The following is a 16,972-nucleotide window of genomic DNA, read 5'->3' on the forward strand; positions in this document are numbered from 1 at the left end:
GGGAACGTCTCAGCGATGTTGAGGCCGCCAGCATCGGCAGTTTCAGCAACAATGGTGAATAAATTAACGGCAGGCCGCACGAATCAATCCCAGGTCGGGTAAGCGAAGCGCCACCCGACAAAACAACGGCTGATTGGGCTATGGCGCCGGGCAGCGGGGACAGGGTGCGCTCTGTTGCCCTCACCCCGGCCCTCTCCCACAGGGAGAGGGGGAAAACCGAGCCTCACTCCGGCTCTTCATACACAGGGAGAGGGGGGAAACCGGCAGTTTCAGTCGCCGCAAGTGGGTAAATTAACGACAGGTCGCACGGACCCCAGGTCGGGTAAGCGAAGCGCCACCCGACAAAACAGCGGGCATCCGCTGGCCTCACCTCATCCGGTGTTCTCCGTTGACCAGCGCTTCGCGATCGAAAAAGCGCTGGATCACACCTTCCGCCATAAACGCCGCCCGATCGGACATATGGGCGATGACGTCGGCATCGTGGCTCACCAGCAGATAGGTCATGCCGTGCTCCTGTTTCAGGCGGTTAAGCAGATTGAGAATTTCCGCCTGCACTGACATATCCAGCGCCGAGGTCGGCTCATCCAGCAGCAGGATCTGCGGGCGCAGCAGCAGGGCGCGGGCAATGGCCACGCGCTGCCGTTGCCCGCCGGAGAGCTGGTGTGGATAGCGGCGCACGGCGTCGGCGGCCAGACCCACCTGCTCAAGGGCGGTGGTCACCCGCGGGGCAACGTCGCGGATGCCGTGGATCTGCAGCGGCTCCGCCAGGGTGCGCCACAGAGTATGGTTGGGATGCAGCGAGGCGTACGGATCCTGAAACACCATCTGCACGTTGCGCCGCAGCTCGCCCTGAAAGCGGGCGCCCGGCGCGATGCCCTGGCCCAGCAGTTCCACGCTGCCGCGCCATTCGCGCTGTAATCCGGCGAGCACGCGCAAAATCGTCGATTTACCGCAGCCCGAGGCGCCGATCAGACTGAAGGTTTCCCCGGCGTCGACACAGAAACTGGCGGCAGAGACCGCCGTCTTCGCGCCGAATGTTACCTGCAAATCCTGAAGATTAACGATCGCCATGGGCCGTCTCCGTAAAGTCCTGGGTTCTGTCGAGGGTCGGCAGCATCTGGCCGTAGGTGTGCGCATTTGGCCGGCAGGTCCACAGGGTGCGGGTATAAGGGTGCGTCGCGCTCGGTAGCGCCCGCGCCGGCATCTCATCGACCTGTCTCCCCTGGTACATCACCAGCACGCGATCGCAATGCGCGGCCACCAGCGGCAGATCGTGGCTGATCAGTAGCATGGCCATCTGCCGCTGCGCGCACTGCTCCACCAGCAGCTCGAGGATCTGGTTACGCAGACGGGCGTCGAGGGCTGAGGTCGGCTCGTCGGCAATCAGCACTTTCGGGTTATTAAGCAGCGCGAGGGCGATCATCACCCGCTGCCCCATCCCGCCGGAGAGCTCGCCGGGATAGCGGCTGAGGACCGGCAGATCCAGACCGACGGCGGCGATGGCGTCTTTTACCGCCTCGGCGCGCGCGCGGCGGCTGAGACGCTGATGCAGGGTTAACGCCTCTTCCAGCTGCGTCTGAATGGACTGCACCGGATTCAGCGCATAGCGCGGATCCTGCAGCACCATAGCGATATCGTTGCCGCGCAGCGCGCGCCAGCCGCGGGCGCTGAGGGTTAGCACATCGCGCCCCAGCACTTCCAGCCGTTCGGCGCTCACCACCCCGGGCTTGCGCACCAGGCCCATCAGCGCCCGGGCGGTCATCGATTTGCCGGAGCCGGATTCGCCCACCAGCGCCAGCCGTTCGTTGCCGAGGGTGAAGCTGACGTTGTCCACCACCCGGGCGGTGGGGTAGTCGACGGCGAGTCCCTGCACGGTCAGTCGGATGTCAGTCATGTTGCGGCTCCAGAATATCGCGCAGGCCATCGCCCAGCAGGTTAAACGCCAGGCTGGCGAGCAGGATCGCCGCGCCGGGGATGGCAGCGATCCACCACTGGTCGAAAATCACCTGCATCCCGTCGGCAATCATCGCTCCCCACTCCGCCATCGGCGGGCGGGCGCCCAGGCCGAGAAAGCCGAGCCCGGCGGCGGCGAGGATAATGCCCGCCAGATCGAGCGCCAGCCGGACAATCGCCGACGGCAGACACAGCGGCAGAATATGGCCGATCAGCAGCCGCCAGCCGCGAATGCCCAGCATCTCCGCCGCGGCGAGGTAATCGCTATGGCGCAGGCGCTGAATTTCGCTGCGCGCCTGACGGGCGTAGGCCGGCCAGGTGGTCAGGGCTAACGCCAGCGCGCCGTTGACCAGCCCCGGGCCGAGCATCGCCACGAACGCGAAGGCGAGGATCAGGCGCGGCATCGACATCACCACGTCGGTAAACCGCATCAGTATCCGCTCCAGCCACCCGCCATAGTAACCGGAGAGGATACCTACCAGCAGCCCGACGGGCAGGGTAATGGCGGTCACCAGCGCCACCAGACCCAGCGCCGGGCGGGCGCCGTAGAGCAGGCGCGACAGCAGGTCGCGGCCGTAGCTGTCGGTGCCGAGCCAGTGTCCCGTCCCGGGCCCCTGCAGACGAGCGGCGGCATCCTGCCAGTTGGGATCGTGCGGCGCCAGCCACGGGGCGAACAGCGCGGTCAGTACCAGCAGGATCACCAGGGTCAGGCCGCTGAAGGCGGCGGGGGAGCGGCGCAGACGGCGTAAAAACAAATAAGTCGGCATCAGCGCACCCTCGGATCGGTTAACCGCACCAGCAGGTCGGTCAGGTTATTGATCAGCACAAAACTCACGCCAATCAGCAGCGTGCCGCCCATGATCGCCGTGGTATCTCCGGCGAACAGCGCGGTGGTGAGATAGCGGCCGATCCCCGGCCACGAGAAGACGGTTTCGGTGAGCACCGCCCCTTCGAGCATGGAGGTCCAGGCGAGAGCGGTCACCGTCAGCAGAGTGCCGCGGATATTGGGCAGGACGTGGCGCAGCAAAATCGTCATCTCTCCGGCCCCTTTGGCCCGCGCCAGCAGAATGTACTCTTTGTTCATCTCGCTCAGGCAGGCGGAGCGGGTCAGGCGGGTGATGCTCGCCAGCGAGTAATAGGCCAGCACCAGCACCGGCAGCGCCAGATGGCCGATGGCATTTTTAAATGCGGCGGTATCGCCGGAGAGCCAGGTGTCGATCAGCGCAAAACCGCTGCGCGGCTCGACGGTATACTGATAAATATCGTCGAGTCGACCCGGGCCCGGCGCCCACTGCAGCCGGGCGTAAAACAGGGCCAGCATCAGCAGGCCGAGCCAGAAAATGGGCACCGAGTTGCCCAACAGGGTAAAGGTGCGCACCGCAAGATCCCACGGCGAACCGGCGTAACGCGCGCACAGCACCCCGGCGACGATGCCCAGTACCGCGCCGACGATCAGCGCCAGGGTCGCCAGCTCAAGGGTCGCCGGGAAGACCGCCAGCAGATCGTGGAGCACCGGCTGGCCGGTGGCGCTGGCGATACCGAGATCGCCATGGGCCAGGTTGACCAGGTAGTGCCAGAACTGCACCGGCAGCGGCTGGTCGAGACCCAGCTGATGGCGAACCTGGTCATAGGTCGACTGGCTGGCATGGTCGCCGACGATCTGCAGTACGCGGTCGACGGGCGACAGCGCGGAGAGCGAGAAGGTGACCAGCAACAGCCCGAACAGCGTGAGCAGCAGCGTCAACAGCCCCTGCAGCAGGCGGGTAAGGTGAGTGGAAAACGATGGCATGGAAAATGGAAATTCCTGGTATATCAACATGATTCCCGGCGGCGCGACGCCCGCCGGGCCCGGGTGGCGAAACGGTCATCCGGGCAGGCGAGGCCGCCGGACCCGGTGACCAAAACCCGCTTACTTGGTGACGTTATCGTACCAGACCATATCGGCGTTCAGCCCCTGCTGATAGCCGTTCACGTTATCGCGCACCACGATCTGGGTTTTCCCCTGGTCAATAAAGACGTATGGCGAATGCTGCAGCAGGGATTCCTGCATCGTTTTGTACAGATCGAGGCGTTTCGCCGGGTCCGGCTCCGCCACCGCGGCGAGGGTGGCTTTATTCAGCTCAGGGCTCTGCCAGCCGTTGAGCCCGGCCACGGTGCTGGACTTACCATCGTTCCAGGCAAAGGCGCTGGCGTTGGAATGCGCATCAAAGTAGTCCGGGATCCACAGGCGGATCGCCGCCTGATGCTGCTTCGCGCGTACCCGGGCATAAACCTGACTGCCGGCGGCCGGCAGCAGATCCACTTTCACCCCGCCCTGAGCAAAGCTGGCCTGCAGCGACTGGGCGATGGTGATAAACGGCGGTTTGTTCTCCACGTCGAGGGTGAAGTGGGCATCCTTAATGCCCGCTTTATCGAGGATAGCCTTAGCTTTTTGCGGGTCGAAGGTGAACGGATTGGTCTCCAGCGCCCCCGGCAGGCCGGCCGGCAGGAAGCTTTGGTGAATAAAGTACTGGCCTTTCAGCAGGTTTTTGGTGATGCCCTCATAATCGACCAGCCAGCGCGCCGCCTCCCAGAAGGCCGGATTATTCAGCAGCGGGTTGGCGCTGTTGGCGGTATTAAACACCAGATAGTTCTGCTCGGCGGACGGGATGCTCAGCACCTTCACGCCGGGTTTATCCTGCAGGGCGGCAATCTGGTCAGCGCCGAGATCGCGCGCCACGTCGGCATCCCCCTGCTGGATCAGCAGGCGGCGGGAAGCTGGGTCGGGGACGTTTTTAATAATGATGCTCTTGATCTTCGGCGCGCCGGTGGGGGAGCTGGCGTTGGCTTCCAGCACGATGGCCTGATGCGGCTGGTAGACGCGCATTTTATAGGCCCCGCTGCCCGCCGAGTGCATCTTCAGCCAGTCGTTGCCGAAGTCATTATTTTTCGCGTTCGGCGCCACCTGTTTTTCATCAACGATGGAGGCGATAGGGGTGGAGAGAATATTCAGCGCCACCGCCGGGCTGACGTCGGCGGTCCAGTGCAGCGTCAGGGTATGGTCATCAATCTTTTTCAGCTGGCTGGCGATGTTGTCCGGCTGCCAGCCGAGCACGTTGAGAATAAACGCCGGCGATTTATTCAGCGTCACCGCACGGGTGTAAGAGAAAATCACATCTTCCGGGCGCAGCGGATTACCGGAGGCGAATGTGGCATCCGGCTTCAGTTTGATGGTCAGGGTTTTCGCCGCCGGATCGGCCTGCCAGCTTTCGGCGAGGATCGGTACGATTTTTTCAGGGTTGTTGCGGTCTGGCTGCACCAGACGCTGATAGAGGCTGGGGACCGTCTGAATGCTGGAGAGTTCATTCGCTTCCGCCGGGTCGAGGCTGACGATATCGTCGAGACCCTGGGCGACCACCAGCGTGTTGGGCGGCGTAGCGGCATGCGCGGCGGCGGTGAGCGCCGTCAATACCAGTAAAGGCAACAGTTTTTTGGTCATGTGCAATCCCTGAAAAATGGTTGTTTTAATTTTTTATGCCTCGCTACGTTAGGCCGCTTGCCAAAAGGCGTAAAGTCAAAATAAGGATATCCTTATGCTAAAAATGCATATTCAAGAACGACAGGTTATTGCCGACCGCGCAGAAGCGTCTTTCTCCGCTTCTGGCTTCTTGCTATAACAAATCGTCTATTGCAAGGAGGTGGGTGTGCCGGAAATCAATGAGTTTGGCCAGCAGGTGAACGACCTTGTTCCTGGCTGGCAGGGGGCGCAAGTCCTGCGGCGGACGGCGTTAAATGGCCGTTTTTGTCGACTGGAGCCGCTGGACGTTGACCGTCATGCGGCGGATCTGTTTGCCGCCTATGCGCTCGGCGACAACAGCGACTGGACGTGGCTGGCGTCTACGCGGCCGGAGAGCGTGGCGGCGACCGCCCACTGGATCGCGGGCAAGGTGAATGATGATGCTCTGGTGCCGTATGCGGTGGTTGACCTGCGTAGCGAGCAGGCGGTGGGCATCGTCAGCTATATGGCGATCGAGCGGGAAATGGGCACGGTTGAGATCGGCCATGTCACCTGGTCGCGACGGATGAAAAACACCCCGCTGGGTACCGAAGCGGTCTGGTTGTTGCTGAAGAACGGCTTTGACCACGGCTATCGTCGGCTGGAGTGGAAATGCGATTCGATGAATGTCGCCTCGCGCCGGGCCGCCGAGCGGCTGGGCTTTAGCTGGGAAGGACGTCTGCGGCAGAGGCTGGTGCGTAAAGGGCGGACGCGCGACAGCGATATGCTGTCCATCATCGACGGCGAGTGGCCTGCGCGCGATGCGGCGCTGCGGGCGTGGCTGGCGGCGGAGAACTTTACTGCCGACGGGCAGCAGATCAAACGCCTTGAGGCATTTCGCTAACATCAACCTATGTGGTCAAACCCCGGAACGGCACCCCGGTCGCGCTGCGCTTACCGGGGCTACGTTACTAAGGGATGCTGGAAAGGTGAGGAGTGTCCTTTCCGCACGGGAAAGGACAAGTGCGGCATAGACGATTAGCGGCGAACCGGCGCGTCGCCAGCGACATAATACGCCGCGGTGCTGCGCGGCAGCGGCTGGCGGCCGCGAATGGCGTCAGCCATCTTCTCGCCGATCATAATGGTGGTGGCGTTGAGGTTGCCGGTGATGATCTGCGGCATAATCGAGGCATCGACCACCCGCACGCCTTCCAGACCGTGGACGCGGCCCTCGCCATCGACCACCGCCATCTCGTCGTAACCCATCTTACAGGTCCCGCACGGGTGGAACGCGGTCTCGGCGTGGTTGCGCACAAACTCATCCAGCTCGGCATCGCTCTGGCATTCTGTTCCCGGACTGATTTCGCGGCCGCGATACTTATCCAGCGCCGGCTGGTTCATGATTTCGCGGGTAATGCGGATGGCGTCGCGGAACTCCTGCCAGTCCTGCTCATGGGACATATAGTTAAACAGGATCGCCGGATGGGCGTGCGGGTCGCGCGACTTCAGGCGCACGTGGCCGCGGCTGGGCGAACGCATTGAACCGACGTGGCACTGGAAGCCGTGCTCTTTCACCGCGTTGGAGCCATTGTAGTTAATCGCCACCGGCAGGAAGTGGTACTGAATGTTCGGCCAGGCGAACTCTGCGCGGCTGCGGATAAAACCGCCCGCTTCGAACTGGTTGCTGGCGCCGATGCCGGTGCCGCCGAACAGCCACTCGGCGCCGATCTTCGGCTGGTTCCACCACTGTAGCGCCGGGTAGAGCGACACCGGCTCTTTGCATTCATATTGCAGATACATCTCCAGATGGTCCTGCAGGTTCTCACCCACGCCGGGGAGATCGTGCACCACCGGGATATCGAACTGCCTGAGCAGCTCCGGGTTACCCACGCCGGAGCGCTGCAGGATCTGCGGCGAGGCAATCGCCCCGGCGCACAGCAGCACCTCTTTGTTGGCCGTCGCTTTTGACGGGATCGTGCTTTCTCCCTCCAGCCACTCGACGCCCACCGCGCGCTTGCCGGCAAAAATAATGTGATCGGTCAGCGCATGGGTGCGGATGGTCAGGTTCGGGCGACCGCGCGCCTGGTCGAGATAGCCGCGGGCGGTGCTGGCGCGACGGCCCTGCGGCGTCACGGTGCGGTCCATCGGGCCAAAGCCTTCCTGCTGGTAGCCGTTGAGATCGTCGGTACGCGGATAACCCGCCTGCACCCCGGCGGTGACCATCGCCTCGAAGAGGGGATTATTACCCGGCTTCGGCGTCGTCACGCTCACCGGGCCATCGCCGCCGTGATAGTCGTTAGGCCCGATATCGCGGGTTTCCGCTTTCCGGTAGTAGGGCAGGCAGTTGAGATAGCTCCAGTGCTCCAGACCCGGCTCTTTGGCCCAGTTGTCCAGATCCATCGCGTTGCCGCGGATGTAGCACATGCCGTTGATCAGCGACGAGCCGCCCAGTCCTTTGCCGCGTCCGCACTCCATGCGGCGATGGTTCATGTACGGCTCAGGTTCGGTTTCGTAGGCCCAGTTGTAGCGTTTGCCCTGCAGCGGGTAAGCCAGCGCGGCGGGCATCTGGGTGCGGAAGTCGAACCGGTAGTCCGGGCCGCCGGCTTCCAGCAGCAGGACGGTGGTGTTTGGATCTTCAGTCAGTCGTGTTGCCAGAACGTTGCCGGCGGAGCCGGCGCCAATAATGATGTAGTCAAATTGCAAAAAAACCTCCCGGTTAAAATATGGACTGGAATTTACCCATCTCAACCTGGATGGACTTCACCTGGGTGTAACTCTGCAGCGTCATGACGCCATTCTCGCGGCCAATGCCGGAGTGCTTATAGCCGCCAACCGGCATCTCCGCCGGGGATTCACCCCAGCTGTTGATCCAGCAGATGCCGGCTTCCAGCTGGTGGATAAGACGGTGGGCACGGTTGAGGTTGGGCGTCACCACGCCGGCGGCGAGGCCGTATTCGGTGGCGTTGGCGCGGCGAATGACCTCTGCTTCGTCGGTATAGCTGAGGATCGACATCACCGGGCCGAAGATCTCTTCGCGCACGATGGTCATCTCGTCGTTACAGTCGGTAAACACCGTCGGGGCGACCCACGCGCCGTTATCGAAACCGTCGCCTTTCAGCGCCTCGCCGCCGCACAGCAGGCGCGCGCCTTCGCGTTTGCCGCTCTCGATATAGCGCAGAACGTTGTCGCGATGGGGGAAGCTGACCAGCGGGCCGAAGTTGGTGTCATCGGCAAACAGATCGCCGGGGCGGATGCGGCCCACGCGTTCGAGGATCTTGTGCTCGAATTCCGCCTTCTGTTTCGCCGGGACAAACACCCGGGTGCCGTTGGTGCACACCTGACCGGAGCTGTAGAAGTTGGCCATCATGGCGATATCGGCGGCGAGGTCGAGGTCGGCATCGTCTGCGATAATCAGCGGCGATTTACCGCCCAGCTCCATGGTGACCTCTTTCAGCGACGATGCCGCGGAGTTGGCCATCACTTTTTTGCCGCTGGCGACGCCGCCGGTGAAGGAGATTTTGGCGATACCCGGATGTTCAGTCAGGTACTGGCCGGTCTCCGCGCCGATCCCTGGCAGGACGTTAAACACCCCGTCCGGCAGGCCCGCTTGGCTGTAAATTTCCGCCAGCTTGAGGGCGGTGAGCGGGGTGACCTCGCTCGGTTTGAAAATCATCGCATTGCCGGCGGCCAGCGCTGGCGCCGATTTCCACAGGGCGATCTGGATCGGGTAGTTCCACGCGCCGATCCCGGCTACCACCCCCAGCGGTTCGCGACGGGTATAGACGAAGGAACTGTCGCGCAGCGGGATCTGGCTACCTTCCAGCGCCGGGATCAAGCCAGCGTAATACTCCAGCACGTCGGCGCCGGTGACGATATCGACGGCGGCGGTTTCGCTGAGGGGTTTCCCGGTATCCAGCGTCTCCAGCCGCGCCAGCTCATCGTTGCGCTGGCGCAGAAGGTCGACGGCGCGACGCAGGATGCGCGAGCGTTCCATGGCGGTCATCGCCGCCCAGATTTTTTGCCCACGCTGCGCGCTTTCAACGGCGCGGTCGACATCCTCGCGTCCGGCAGCCTGAACGGTCGCCAGCACCTCGCCAGTGGCAGGGTTGATGGTCTCGAAGGTGCGACCGCTGGTGGCCGATGTATAACCACCATTAATATAAAGCTGCTGTTCTGCCATTCGGGACATAACGCCTCCTCGGTTATGGGTTCGGTAAATGCTGACGAATAAAGTGGCTGGTCAGCGACTGCGCCAGCGTCTTATCCAGCGGTTTGCCGCTGAGCGCCGCCCGCAGCCACAGGCCGTCTATCAGCGCCGCCAGCCCGTAGCCGGCCTCCTGCGCCTGCTCGCGCGGCAGCTCGCGGCGGAATTCGTACACCAGGTTCGACAGCAGCCGACGGCTGCTGACCTGCTGTAACCTATAAAGCATCGGCTGGTGCATGCTGCTGGCCCAGAAGGCCAGCCAGGCCTTCATCGCCGCGCTGCTGATCTGCGTCTCATCAAAGTTGCCGCCGACAATCGCCTGCAGGCGCTGGCTGGCGCTGCCGTCCGGCAGGGCGTGCAGACGGTTGAGCACCGCGTCGCGCAGCTGGCTGGTGATGTCGCGCATGGTCGCCTCCAGCAGACCATTTTTATCTTTGAAATAGTGACTGATGATCCCCGTCGATACGCCCGCCCGTCGGGCGATCTGCGCGATGGTCGCATCATGCATTCCGACTTCATTTATTGCGTCCAGCGTGGCGTCGATCAGTTGCCTGCGCCGGATTGGCTGCATCCCCAGTTTGGGCATTTTTGCCACTCCATTCATCAGCGTTGGTTAACTATTAAAGCGGTTTTTGATTGGACGTTCAATATAAAATGTGTCTTAATTGTTACGTTATTGAATTTTAATAGTTACAAAAACAGTGGGGATACTGGATGACAGATCTTTCGCAAAACAGAGAAAAGGACAAAATCAATCCGGTGGTTTTTTATACCTCGGCCGGACTGATTTTGTTGTTTTCCCTGATGACGATCTTTTTTCGCAATTTTTCTGCCGAGTGGATTGGGCGCACCCTCAACTGGGTGTCGAAAACCTTCGGCTGGTACTATCTGCTGGCGGCGACGCTGTATATCGTCTTTGTCGTCTGCATTGCCTGCTCGCGCTTCGGCTCGGTGAAGCTCGGCCCGGAGCAGTCCAAGCCCGAGTTCAGCTTGCTGAGCTGGGCGGCGATGCTGTTTGCCGCCGGGATCGGTATCGACCTGATGTTCTTCTCGGTCGCCGAGCCGGTGACGCAATATATGCAGCCGCCGGAAGGGGCGGGGCAGACCATCGAGGCGGCGCGCCAGGCGATGGTCTGGACGCTGTTTCACTATGGCTTAACCGGTTGGTCAATGTATGCCCTGATGGGCATGGCGCTGGGATACTTTAGCTATCGTTATAATTTGCCGCTCACCATCCGCTCGGCGCTGTACCCAATTTTTGGCAAACGGATCAATGGGCCCATCGGCCACAGCGTCGATATTGCGGCGGTGATCGGCACCATCTTCGGCATCGCCACCACCCTCGGTATCGGCGTCGTGCAGCTCAACTACGGTCTGAGCGTGCTGTTCGATATTCCGGACTCGCTGGCGGCGAAAGCGGCGCTGATTGCGCTGTCGGTGATCATCGCCACCATCTCCGTCACCTCCGGGGTGGACAAGGGCATCCGCGTGCTCTCCGAGCTGAACGTCGCCCTCGCGCTGGGGCTGATCCTGTTCGTGCTGTTCATGGGCGATACCTCCTTCCTGCTCAATGCGTTAGTGCTGAACGTCGGCGACTACGTCAATCGCTTTATGGGGATGACGCTGAACAGCTTCGCCTTCGACCGCCCTGTGGAGTGGATGAATAACTGGACGCTCTTTTTCTGGGCGTGGTGGGTGGCCTGGTCGCCGTTTGTGGGCCTGTTCCTGGCGCGCATTTCGCGCGGACGCACCATCCGCCAGTTTGTGATGGGCACCCTGATTATTCCGTTCACCTTTACCCTGCTGTGGCTATCGGTGTTCGGCAACAGCGCGCTGTATGAGATTATTCACGGCGACGCGGCCTTTGCCGAGGAGGCGATGCTCCACCCGGAACGCGGATTCTACAGCCTGCTGGCGCAGTACCCGGCGTTTACCTTTAGCGCGTCGGTGGCGACCATTACCGGTCTGCTGTTCTACGTCACCTCCGCCGACTCCGGCGCGCTGGTGCTGGGGAACTTCACCTCGAAGCTGAAGGACATCAACAGCGACGCCCCGAACTGGCTGCGCATCTTCTGGTCGGTGGCCATCGGTCTGTTGACCCTCGGGATGCTGATGACCAACGGCATCTCGGCGCTGCAGAACACCACGGTGATCATGGGTCTGCCGTTCAGCTTTGTGATTTTCTTTGTGATGGCCGGACTGTATAAATCCCTGAAAGTGGAAGATTACCGCCGGGTCAGCGCCAGTCGCGACACCGCCCCGCGCCCGATGGGCCTCCAGGATCGTCTGAGCTGGAAGAAGCGCCTGTCGCGGCTGATGAATTACCCGGGCACGCGCTATACCAAACAGATGATGGAGACGGTGTGCTACCCGGCGATGGAAGAGGTAGCCCAGGAGCTGCGGCTGCGCGGCGCCGCGGTGGAACTGAAGAGCCTGCCGCCGGAAGAGGGCGAGAACCTTGGCCACCTCGATCTGCTGGTGCACATGGGCGACGAGCAGAACTTCATCTACAAGATCTGGCCGCAGCAGTACTCGGTTCCGGGCTTTACCTATCGGGCGCGCAGCGGGAAATCCACTTATTACCGGCTGGAGACCTTCCTGCTGGAGGGCAGTCAGGGTAACGACCTGATGGACTACAGCAAAGAGCAGGTGATCACCGATATTCTCGACCAGTACGAGCGGCACCTGAACTTTATCCATCTGCATCGGGAAGCGCCGGGGAACAGCGTGATGTTCCCGGATGGCTAATCAGGGGAACCCCCGTCGGGAAAAGGCTGACGGGGGCGACGGGCGGTTACGGGTAGTTAAAGGCGTCCGGATGGTTGTCGAGGCTACCGCTGAGGGCGGCAAACAGCACGGTTTTGCCATCGATGGACAGGGCATCGCTGACGTTAAGCCAGGTCAGCTTCTCCTGGTCGGTTTTTTCATCGACCACCGAGTAAACGCCGGACATCTGTTTGCTTTTCTCCGACCAGATCACCGCGATACGTTCATGGCCGCAGTCGTGGGGTTTGCAGGCGCTTAACACCTGCCAGGATTCGCTACCCAGTTTCACCGTCTGCGCCGGTGAACCGGTGCCGCCGGTGGTTACCCAGGCGGGCAGCTGATGGCCTTTGACCATCTGGTTAAACGACGCCCGGGTGGCGGCATCGTGGGCCAGACTGTTCAACGTGACATCGCCTTGCGCCATGACGCTGGCGGAGGCGGCTAAGGTGATGATAGCGGTAAGCGCTTTAAACATGTTTCCTCCTGGACTTATTCCGTCCTCATAACAAGCCTCTTTATAGTGAGCGTAGGGAATGATTAATGCAAACTCTGACATATTTTCTGTGAATGATTAGAAGCGGTGCGCGCATGGACGTTACGCTAAGCGATATGCCATGATGCGGATTGATTTATTTTCCAAATATATGCCCTTGTGATAAAGCAGTCAGCGAAATGGCATAGTTATTCAGGCGATATAGCATGGCGTATGTGAATCATCTACTGACGTTTATTGAGAGTAATCCGGCGCTGGCGGTGGGGTTTAATCTTATTCTGCTGCTGGTCTCCGGCATATTTGCCCATCTTTTATGCAAGTTCTTGCTGATTAAAGTGGTGCGTAAGGTCTTCTTTAGTAGCCACAAACAGGATGTGCCGCTGGAGAAGGATCGACGCATCGCCGAAAAACTGTCCAATTTCATTCCGGTTATTATCGTCTATTACGTCCTGCAGTTTATGCCGGCGATGCCGGCATCGCTGGTGACGGCGATTAATACCATCTGCGGGATCTTGTTTTTTATTTTTATGTCGGTGTTTTTCAACGAGATGCTGGATATTGTCAACAGCTCTTATCTGCGAAAGACCAAACGTAAAAATCATTCCATTAAGGGCTATATCCAGATAGGCAAAATCTTAGTTCACATCCTGGCGGCGATTATGATCCTCGCCGTGATGTCGAACAAATCGCCGATCATTATTATCTCCAGTCTGGGGGCCGTGGCGGCGGTGCTGATGATCGTGTTCCAGCATACCCTGCTGTCGCTGGTGGCGAACGTTCAGTTGTCGTCTAACGACGTTCTCCAGCTGGGGGACTGGATTGAAATGCCTGACAAGAACCTCAGCGGTGAAGTGACGGACATCGCGCTGCACACCATTACCATCCGCAACTGGGACAATACGATCTCCCGCATCCCGACGAAGAATTTCCTCACCGAGACCTATACCAACTGGCAGGCGATGTTCTCCTCCGGGGCGCGGCGGATCATGCGCAGTATCGCCATCGATCAGCACTCGGTGCGTTTTCTCGACCAGGAGATGCTCTCCTCGATGCTGACCATCCGCGGGGTGAGTGAGCCTTTGGGCACGCTACTTGATGGCCGGGATCCCGGCGGCGTGGCCGACCGCTGGTTTGTCGATAACGGGCTGACCAACCTGACCCTGTTTCGCCACTATCTGATGCACTATCTCGCCGAGCGACCGGATATTATTAAGGAGATGTACATTGTGGCGAGAACGCTGAAACCGTCGCCGTCGGGCATCCCGCTGGAGATTTACTGCTTCACCTCCTCGACGCTGTGGAAAGACTACGAAAACACCCAGTCGGCGATATTTGAGTACATTACCGCGGTGGCCGGACAGTTTTCCCTGCGACTTTATCAGTATCCCGCCGGGCACGATTTCTGGCGTCTCTCCCAGGAGCACGCCGCCCGGACGGGCCTGCCGCCTTCGGCCGAAGGCTAAGCGCTGATTTGCTGGCGCCAGAGGGCGATCTCCTCCCCCAGCCAGGCGATGAACCGGGCGACTTCCGGCCGGTTCTCCGCCTGCGGGGAGACGGTTAGCCAGTAGTGCCAGGGGTAGGGGACGGTGACGGCGGTGAGCTGCACCAGCTCGCCGCGGGCTATCGCCCCCGCCACCAGCGAGCGCCGCTCCAGCGCTACGCCGGCCCCCAGGCGGACCGCCTCCAGCACCAGATTGGAGTCGTTCAGACGCAGGCCCGCGGGGACGATCGGCTTTTCCAGTCCCGCCTGGCTGCACCAGGCATGCCAGGACTCCATGGAAAAAATAATATCGCTGGCGGCGATCGCCTGCGGGGTGGTCGGCAGGTCGCCGCTGCGATAGTGCGGCGCGGCCACCACCAGTTGTTCATCGGCAAACAGATGCCGGCTTTCCATCCCCTCCCAGTCGCCTTGCCCCATGCGAATGGCCAGATCGATACCCTCCTGTTGCAGGTTAACCACCGCCAGGCTGGTCAGCAGGCGCACCGCGATCTGCGGATGCCGCGCCTGAAAGCGCGCCAGCCGCGGCAGCAGCCAGTGGCAGCCAAAGGAGGGGAGCGTCGCCAGGGTCACTTCCAGGGTGCGGGGTTTGATCTGCACCATGCGCGTGGCGTCGGCGATGTGCTGTAACGCCTCGCGGATTTGCAGGGCATAGAGCCGGCCTTCTTCTGTGATGCGCACCCCGCGGCCGTGGCGGATAAAGAGCGTGACGCCGACCAGCGCTTCCAGCTGTTTGATGTGCTGGCTGACCGCCGAATGGGTCACGCTCAACTCGTGGGCGGCCTGCGTCACGCTGCCGAGGCGCGCCACCGCCTCAAAGCTGCGCAGGCTGGCGACAGGGGGAAAATCTGCCATGGTGGTTTCTCTGTCAGTGAGTCGATACGTTAACGTTACTACCGGGTTAGCGGCTTTTAAAGCCGCTGCAAACAGGCTGAAAAGGAGCCAAATGCTGCCTCAGTCGGTATAGCACAAGGGGAACTGGAGGGCTACCGCGAATCGCCAATCTGTTAGTTTGACTAACCATTGCGGTAAGTATCCCGTGATATTCGCGGCCTCGGTTTTCCAGTAAGGTAAAGCCGCAACCCCTTTATCGCAGGCAGGAGTGACGATGAAACTCATTGGTATGATGGATTCACCTTATGTAAGACGCGTGGCGGTTTCTCTGGCGCTCTATGGCGTGGAATTCGAGAGCCTGCCGCTCTCGGTCTTTAGCGGCTTTGACGAATTTTCCCGTATTAATCCGGTGGTCAAGGCGCCGACGGTGGTGCTCGATAACGGGACGCAGCTGATGGACTCCACCCTGATCCTCCACTATTTCGAAACGACCAATCCCACCGGGCGCCGGCTGCTTCCCGCGCATCCCGAGGCGCTGGCCCGCGATCTGCACCTGCTGGGGGTGATCCTCGCCGCCAGTGAAAAAGCGGTCCAGCATGTTTATGAGCACCGTCTGCGGCCGGAAGAGAAGCAGCATCAGCCGTGGATAGCCCGGGTGACCGGCCAACTGCTCGCCGCCTGTCGGGAATGGGACGCCCGGCTGGCAGACCGCGCCGCCGCCGCGCAGCCGGATCAGGTGCTGGTCACCAGCACGGTGGTCTGGTCCTTTATCCAGTTGATGATCCCGGCGGTGGTGTCGGCAGCGGCGTTTCCTCATATCCGCGCGCTGGCGGAGAAGGGGGAGGCGCTGCCGGTATTTCAACAGTATCCGCTGGTTTAACGGTAGGGATGGAGAGGAGCGCCGCAGCGTGGCGCCCTGAAGCAGGAGAGGATCACCAGCAGACAAACCCGCCGTCGACCACCAGGTCTACGCCGGTGCAGAACGAGGCGGCGTCGCTGGCGAGGAACAGCGCCGGGCCGGCCATCTCTTCCACCTTCGCCATTCGCTGCATCGGCGTCTGGCTTTCAAACTCGCGGGTCTGGTGCACCATCTCCGGACGGGTATTCATCGGCGTGGCGGTATATCCCGGGCTGATGGAATTGACGCGGATCCCTTTGCCCACCCACTCCATCGCCAGGCTTTTCGACAGATGGATCACGCCGGCTTTAGAGCAGTTGTAATGTGCCTGGTCGAGGCCGCGGTTAACGATAATCCCCGACATCGAGGCGATATTGATAATCGACCCGCCGCCGGACTCCAGCATCAGTTCCGCTTCCGCTTTGCAGGAGTTCCATACGCCGGTGAGATTGATATCGATCACCCGCTGCCATTGCTCGCTCTCCATCTCCAGCGCCGGATTGGCGTTGGCGATCCCGGCGGCGTTGACGGCGATGTCGAGGCGGCCAAAGCGGTTTTTGGCCAGCGCGACGGCGGCGCGCAGGTCGGCAATCTGGCGGACATCGCCGGTATAAGAACAAGCCTGACCGTCGATGGATTCAATATGGCTGACCGTTTCCGCCAGCCCGCCGTCGTCGCGAAGATCAAAACAGACTACCCGCGCACCCGCGCTGGCGAGACTGCAGGCGATGGTCTGGCCGATACCGCTGCCGGCGCCGGTGACGAAGGCGACGCGCCCCTGCAGGTTAAACAGCTGCTGTGCAAAATCTTTACCGATCATAATGTTTACTCTCTTCAATATAGTGTCGAAC

15 protein-coding genes are annotated in these 16,972 nt (G+C 61.1%); 4 read left to right on the forward strand and 11 right to left on the reverse strand.

What is annotated here, in order from left to right; translation table 11 throughout:
• Positions 1-366: 366 nt before the first annotated feature.
• The 5 genes from AS136_RS03565 to AS136_RS03585 form a co-directional block, all read right to left on the reverse strand.
• On the reverse strand, positions 367-1,071 hold the full coding sequence (locus AS136_RS03565; protein WP_022064788.1) for an ABC transporter ATP-binding protein: 705 nt from the start codon (positions 1,069-1,071) through the stop codon (positions 367-369).
• Positions 1,058-1,894, reverse strand: a complete 837-nt coding sequence (locus AS136_RS03570) for an ABC transporter ATP-binding protein (RefSeq protein WP_004147499.1) — start codon at positions 1,892-1,894, stop codon at positions 1,058-1,060. Before AS136_RS03570 ends, AS136_RS03565 begins: the two co-directional genes overlap by 14 nt.
• On the reverse strand, positions 1,887-2,720 hold the full coding sequence (locus tag AS136_RS03575) for an ABC transporter permease (protein ID WP_012542509.1): 834 nt from the start codon (positions 2,718-2,720) through the stop codon (positions 1,887-1,889). Before AS136_RS03575 ends, AS136_RS03570 begins: the two co-directional genes overlap by 8 nt.
• Positions 2,720-3,742, reverse strand: coding sequence for an ABC transporter permease (locus AS136_RS03580; protein WP_008805559.1), 1,023 nt, complete (start codon positions 3,740-3,742; stop codon positions 2,720-2,722). The genes AS136_RS03575 and AS136_RS03580 overlap by 1 nt, the downstream gene beginning before the upstream one ends.
• 120 nt (positions 3,743-3,862) lie before the next feature.
• Entirely contained in the window at positions 3,863-5,431 is a 1,569-nt protein-coding gene (locus tag AS136_RS03585) for an ABC transporter substrate-binding protein (RefSeq protein ID WP_023322201.1), read from the reverse strand.
• Between the two features lie 205 nt (positions 5,432-5,636).
• On the opposite strand from AS136_RS03585, the gene AS136_RS03590 reads away from it, so the two are divergent.
• Positions 5,637-6,332 carry a GNAT family N-acetyltransferase gene (locus AS136_RS03590; protein WP_008805561.1) on the forward strand — a complete coding sequence of 232 codons (696 nt, stop codon included), beginning with the start codon at positions 5,637-5,639 and terminating at the stop codon, positions 6,330-6,332.
• Positions 6,333-6,466: 134 nt separating this feature from the next.
• Here AS136_RS03590 and betA read toward each other — a convergent pair whose 3' ends face one another.
• From betA to betI, 3 genes are read right to left on the reverse strand one after another with little or no spacing between them, the layout of a single operon-like run.
• Entirely contained in the window at positions 6,467-8,131 is a 1,665-nt protein-coding gene (gene betA / locus AS136_RS03595) for a choline dehydrogenase (protein ID WP_023322202.1), read from the reverse strand.
• 13 nt (positions 8,132-8,144) lie between these two features.
• A complete protein-coding gene (betB, locus tag AS136_RS03600; RefSeq protein ID WP_023322203.1) occupies positions 8,145-9,617 on the reverse strand; it encodes a betaine-aldehyde dehydrogenase in 1,473 nt (490 codons plus the stop codon).
• 13 nt (positions 9,618-9,630) lie between these two features.
• Complete coding sequence (gene betI / locus AS136_RS03605) at positions 9,631-10,218, reverse strand: transcriptional regulator BetI (protein ID WP_004151671.1); 588 nt, start codon at positions 10,216-10,218, stop codon at positions 9,631-9,633.
• Between the two features lie 128 nt (positions 10,219-10,346).
• Between betI and betT the strand changes: the two genes are divergently transcribed.
• Positions 10,347-12,380, forward strand: a complete 2,034-nt coding sequence (betT, locus tag AS136_RS03610) for a choline BCCT transporter BetT (protein ID WP_023322204.1) — start codon at positions 10,347-10,349, stop codon at positions 12,378-12,380.
• Between the two features lie 46 nt (positions 12,381-12,426).
• Here the strand turns inward: betT and ivy are convergent, their stop codons facing one another.
• Positions 12,427-12,873: an Ivy family C-type lysozyme inhibitor gene (gene ivy, locus AS136_RS03615; protein WP_023322205.1), complete on the reverse strand. Its 447-nt coding sequence runs from the start codon at positions 12,871-12,873 to the stop codon at positions 12,427-12,429.
• Positions 12,874-13,097: 224 nt separating this feature from the next.
• Here ivy and AS136_RS29305 point away from each other — a divergent pair, with 224 nt between their 5' ends.
• On the forward strand, positions 13,098-14,354 hold the full coding sequence (locus AS136_RS29305) for a mechanosensitive ion channel family protein (protein ID WP_008805566.1): 1,257 nt from the start codon (positions 13,098-13,100) through the stop codon (positions 14,352-14,354).
• Here the strand turns inward: AS136_RS29305 and AS136_RS03625 are convergent.
• Entirely contained in the window at positions 14,351-15,244 is an 894-nt protein-coding gene (locus tag AS136_RS03625) for a LysR substrate-binding domain-containing protein (protein WP_023322206.1), read from the reverse strand. The two genes, AS136_RS29305 and AS136_RS03625, sit on opposite strands and share 4 nt — an antisense overlap.
• A 253-nt stretch (positions 15,245-15,497) precedes the next feature.
• Between AS136_RS03625 and AS136_RS03630 the strand changes: the two genes are divergently transcribed.
• Positions 15,498-16,103 (forward strand): glutathione S-transferase, encoded by a 606-nt coding sequence (locus AS136_RS03630; RefSeq protein ID WP_023287352.1) that lies wholly within the window; start codon positions 15,498-15,500, stop codon positions 16,101-16,103.
• Between the two features lie 52 nt (positions 16,104-16,155).
• Here the strand turns inward: AS136_RS03630 and AS136_RS03635 are convergent, their stop codons facing one another.
• Positions 16,156-16,941: an SDR family oxidoreductase gene (locus tag AS136_RS03635; protein ID WP_023322207.1), complete on the reverse strand. Its 786-nt coding sequence runs from the start codon at positions 16,939-16,941 to the stop codon at positions 16,156-16,158.
• Between the last annotated feature and the right edge of the window lie 31 nt (positions 16,942-16,972).

Source organism: Klebsiella sp. D5A (genome assembly GCF_001620885.1).
GTDB lineage: Bacteria > Pseudomonadota > Gammaproteobacteria > Enterobacterales > Enterobacteriaceae > Klebsiella > Klebsiella variicola.

What these genes read in the sequence shown, in the direction of transcription:
- AS136_RS03565 (WP_022064788.1), bottom strand. Translation starts at nt 1,071, where the DNA reads ATGGCGATCGTTAATCTTCAGGATTTGCAGGTAACATTCGGCGCGAAG.
- AS136_RS03570 (WP_004147499.1), bottom strand. Translation starts at nt 1,894, where the DNA reads ATGACTGACATCCGACTGACCGTGCAGGGACTCGCCGTCGACTACCCC.
- AS136_RS03575 (WP_012542509.1), bottom strand. Translation starts at nt 2,720, where the DNA reads ATGCCGACTTATTTGTTTTTACGCCGTCTGCGCCGCTCCCCCGCCGCC.
- AS136_RS03580 (WP_008805559.1), bottom strand. Translation starts at nt 3,742, where the DNA reads ATGCCATCGTTTTCCACTCACCTTACCCGCCTGCTGCAGGGGCTGTTG.
- AS136_RS03585 (WP_023322201.1), bottom strand. Translation starts at nt 5,431, where the DNA reads ATGACCAAAAAACTGTTGCCTTTACTGGTATTGACGGCGCTCACCGCC.
- betB (WP_023322203.1), bottom strand. Translation starts at nt 9,617, where the DNA reads ATGTCCCGAATGGCAGAACAGCAGCTTTATATTAATGGTGGTTATACA.
- betI (WP_004151671.1), bottom strand. Translation starts at nt 10,218, where the DNA reads ATGCCCAAACTGGGGATGCAGCCAATCCGGCGCAGGCAACTGATCGAC.
- betT (WP_023322204.1), top strand. Translation starts at nt 10,347, where the DNA reads ATGACAGATCTTTCGCAAAACAGAGAAAAGGACAAAATCAATCCGGTG.
- ivy (WP_023322205.1), bottom strand. Translation starts at nt 12,873, where the DNA reads ATGTTTAAAGCGCTTACCGCTATCATCACCTTAGCCGCCTCCGCCAGC.
- AS136_RS29305 (WP_008805566.1), top strand. Translation starts at nt 13,098, where the DNA reads ATGGCGTATGTGAATCATCTACTGACGTTTATTGAGAGTAATCCGGCG.
- AS136_RS03625 (WP_023322206.1), bottom strand. Translation starts at nt 15,244, where the DNA reads ATGGCAGATTTTCCCCCTGTCGCCAGCCTGCGCAGCTTTGAGGCGGTG.
- AS136_RS03630 (WP_023287352.1), top strand. Translation starts at nt 15,498, where the DNA reads ATGAAACTCATTGGTATGATGGATTCACCTTATGTAAGACGCGTGGCG.
- AS136_RS03635 (WP_023322207.1), bottom strand. Translation starts at nt 16,941, where the DNA reads ATGATCGGTAAAGATTTTGCACAGCAGCTGTTTAACCTGCAGGGGCGC.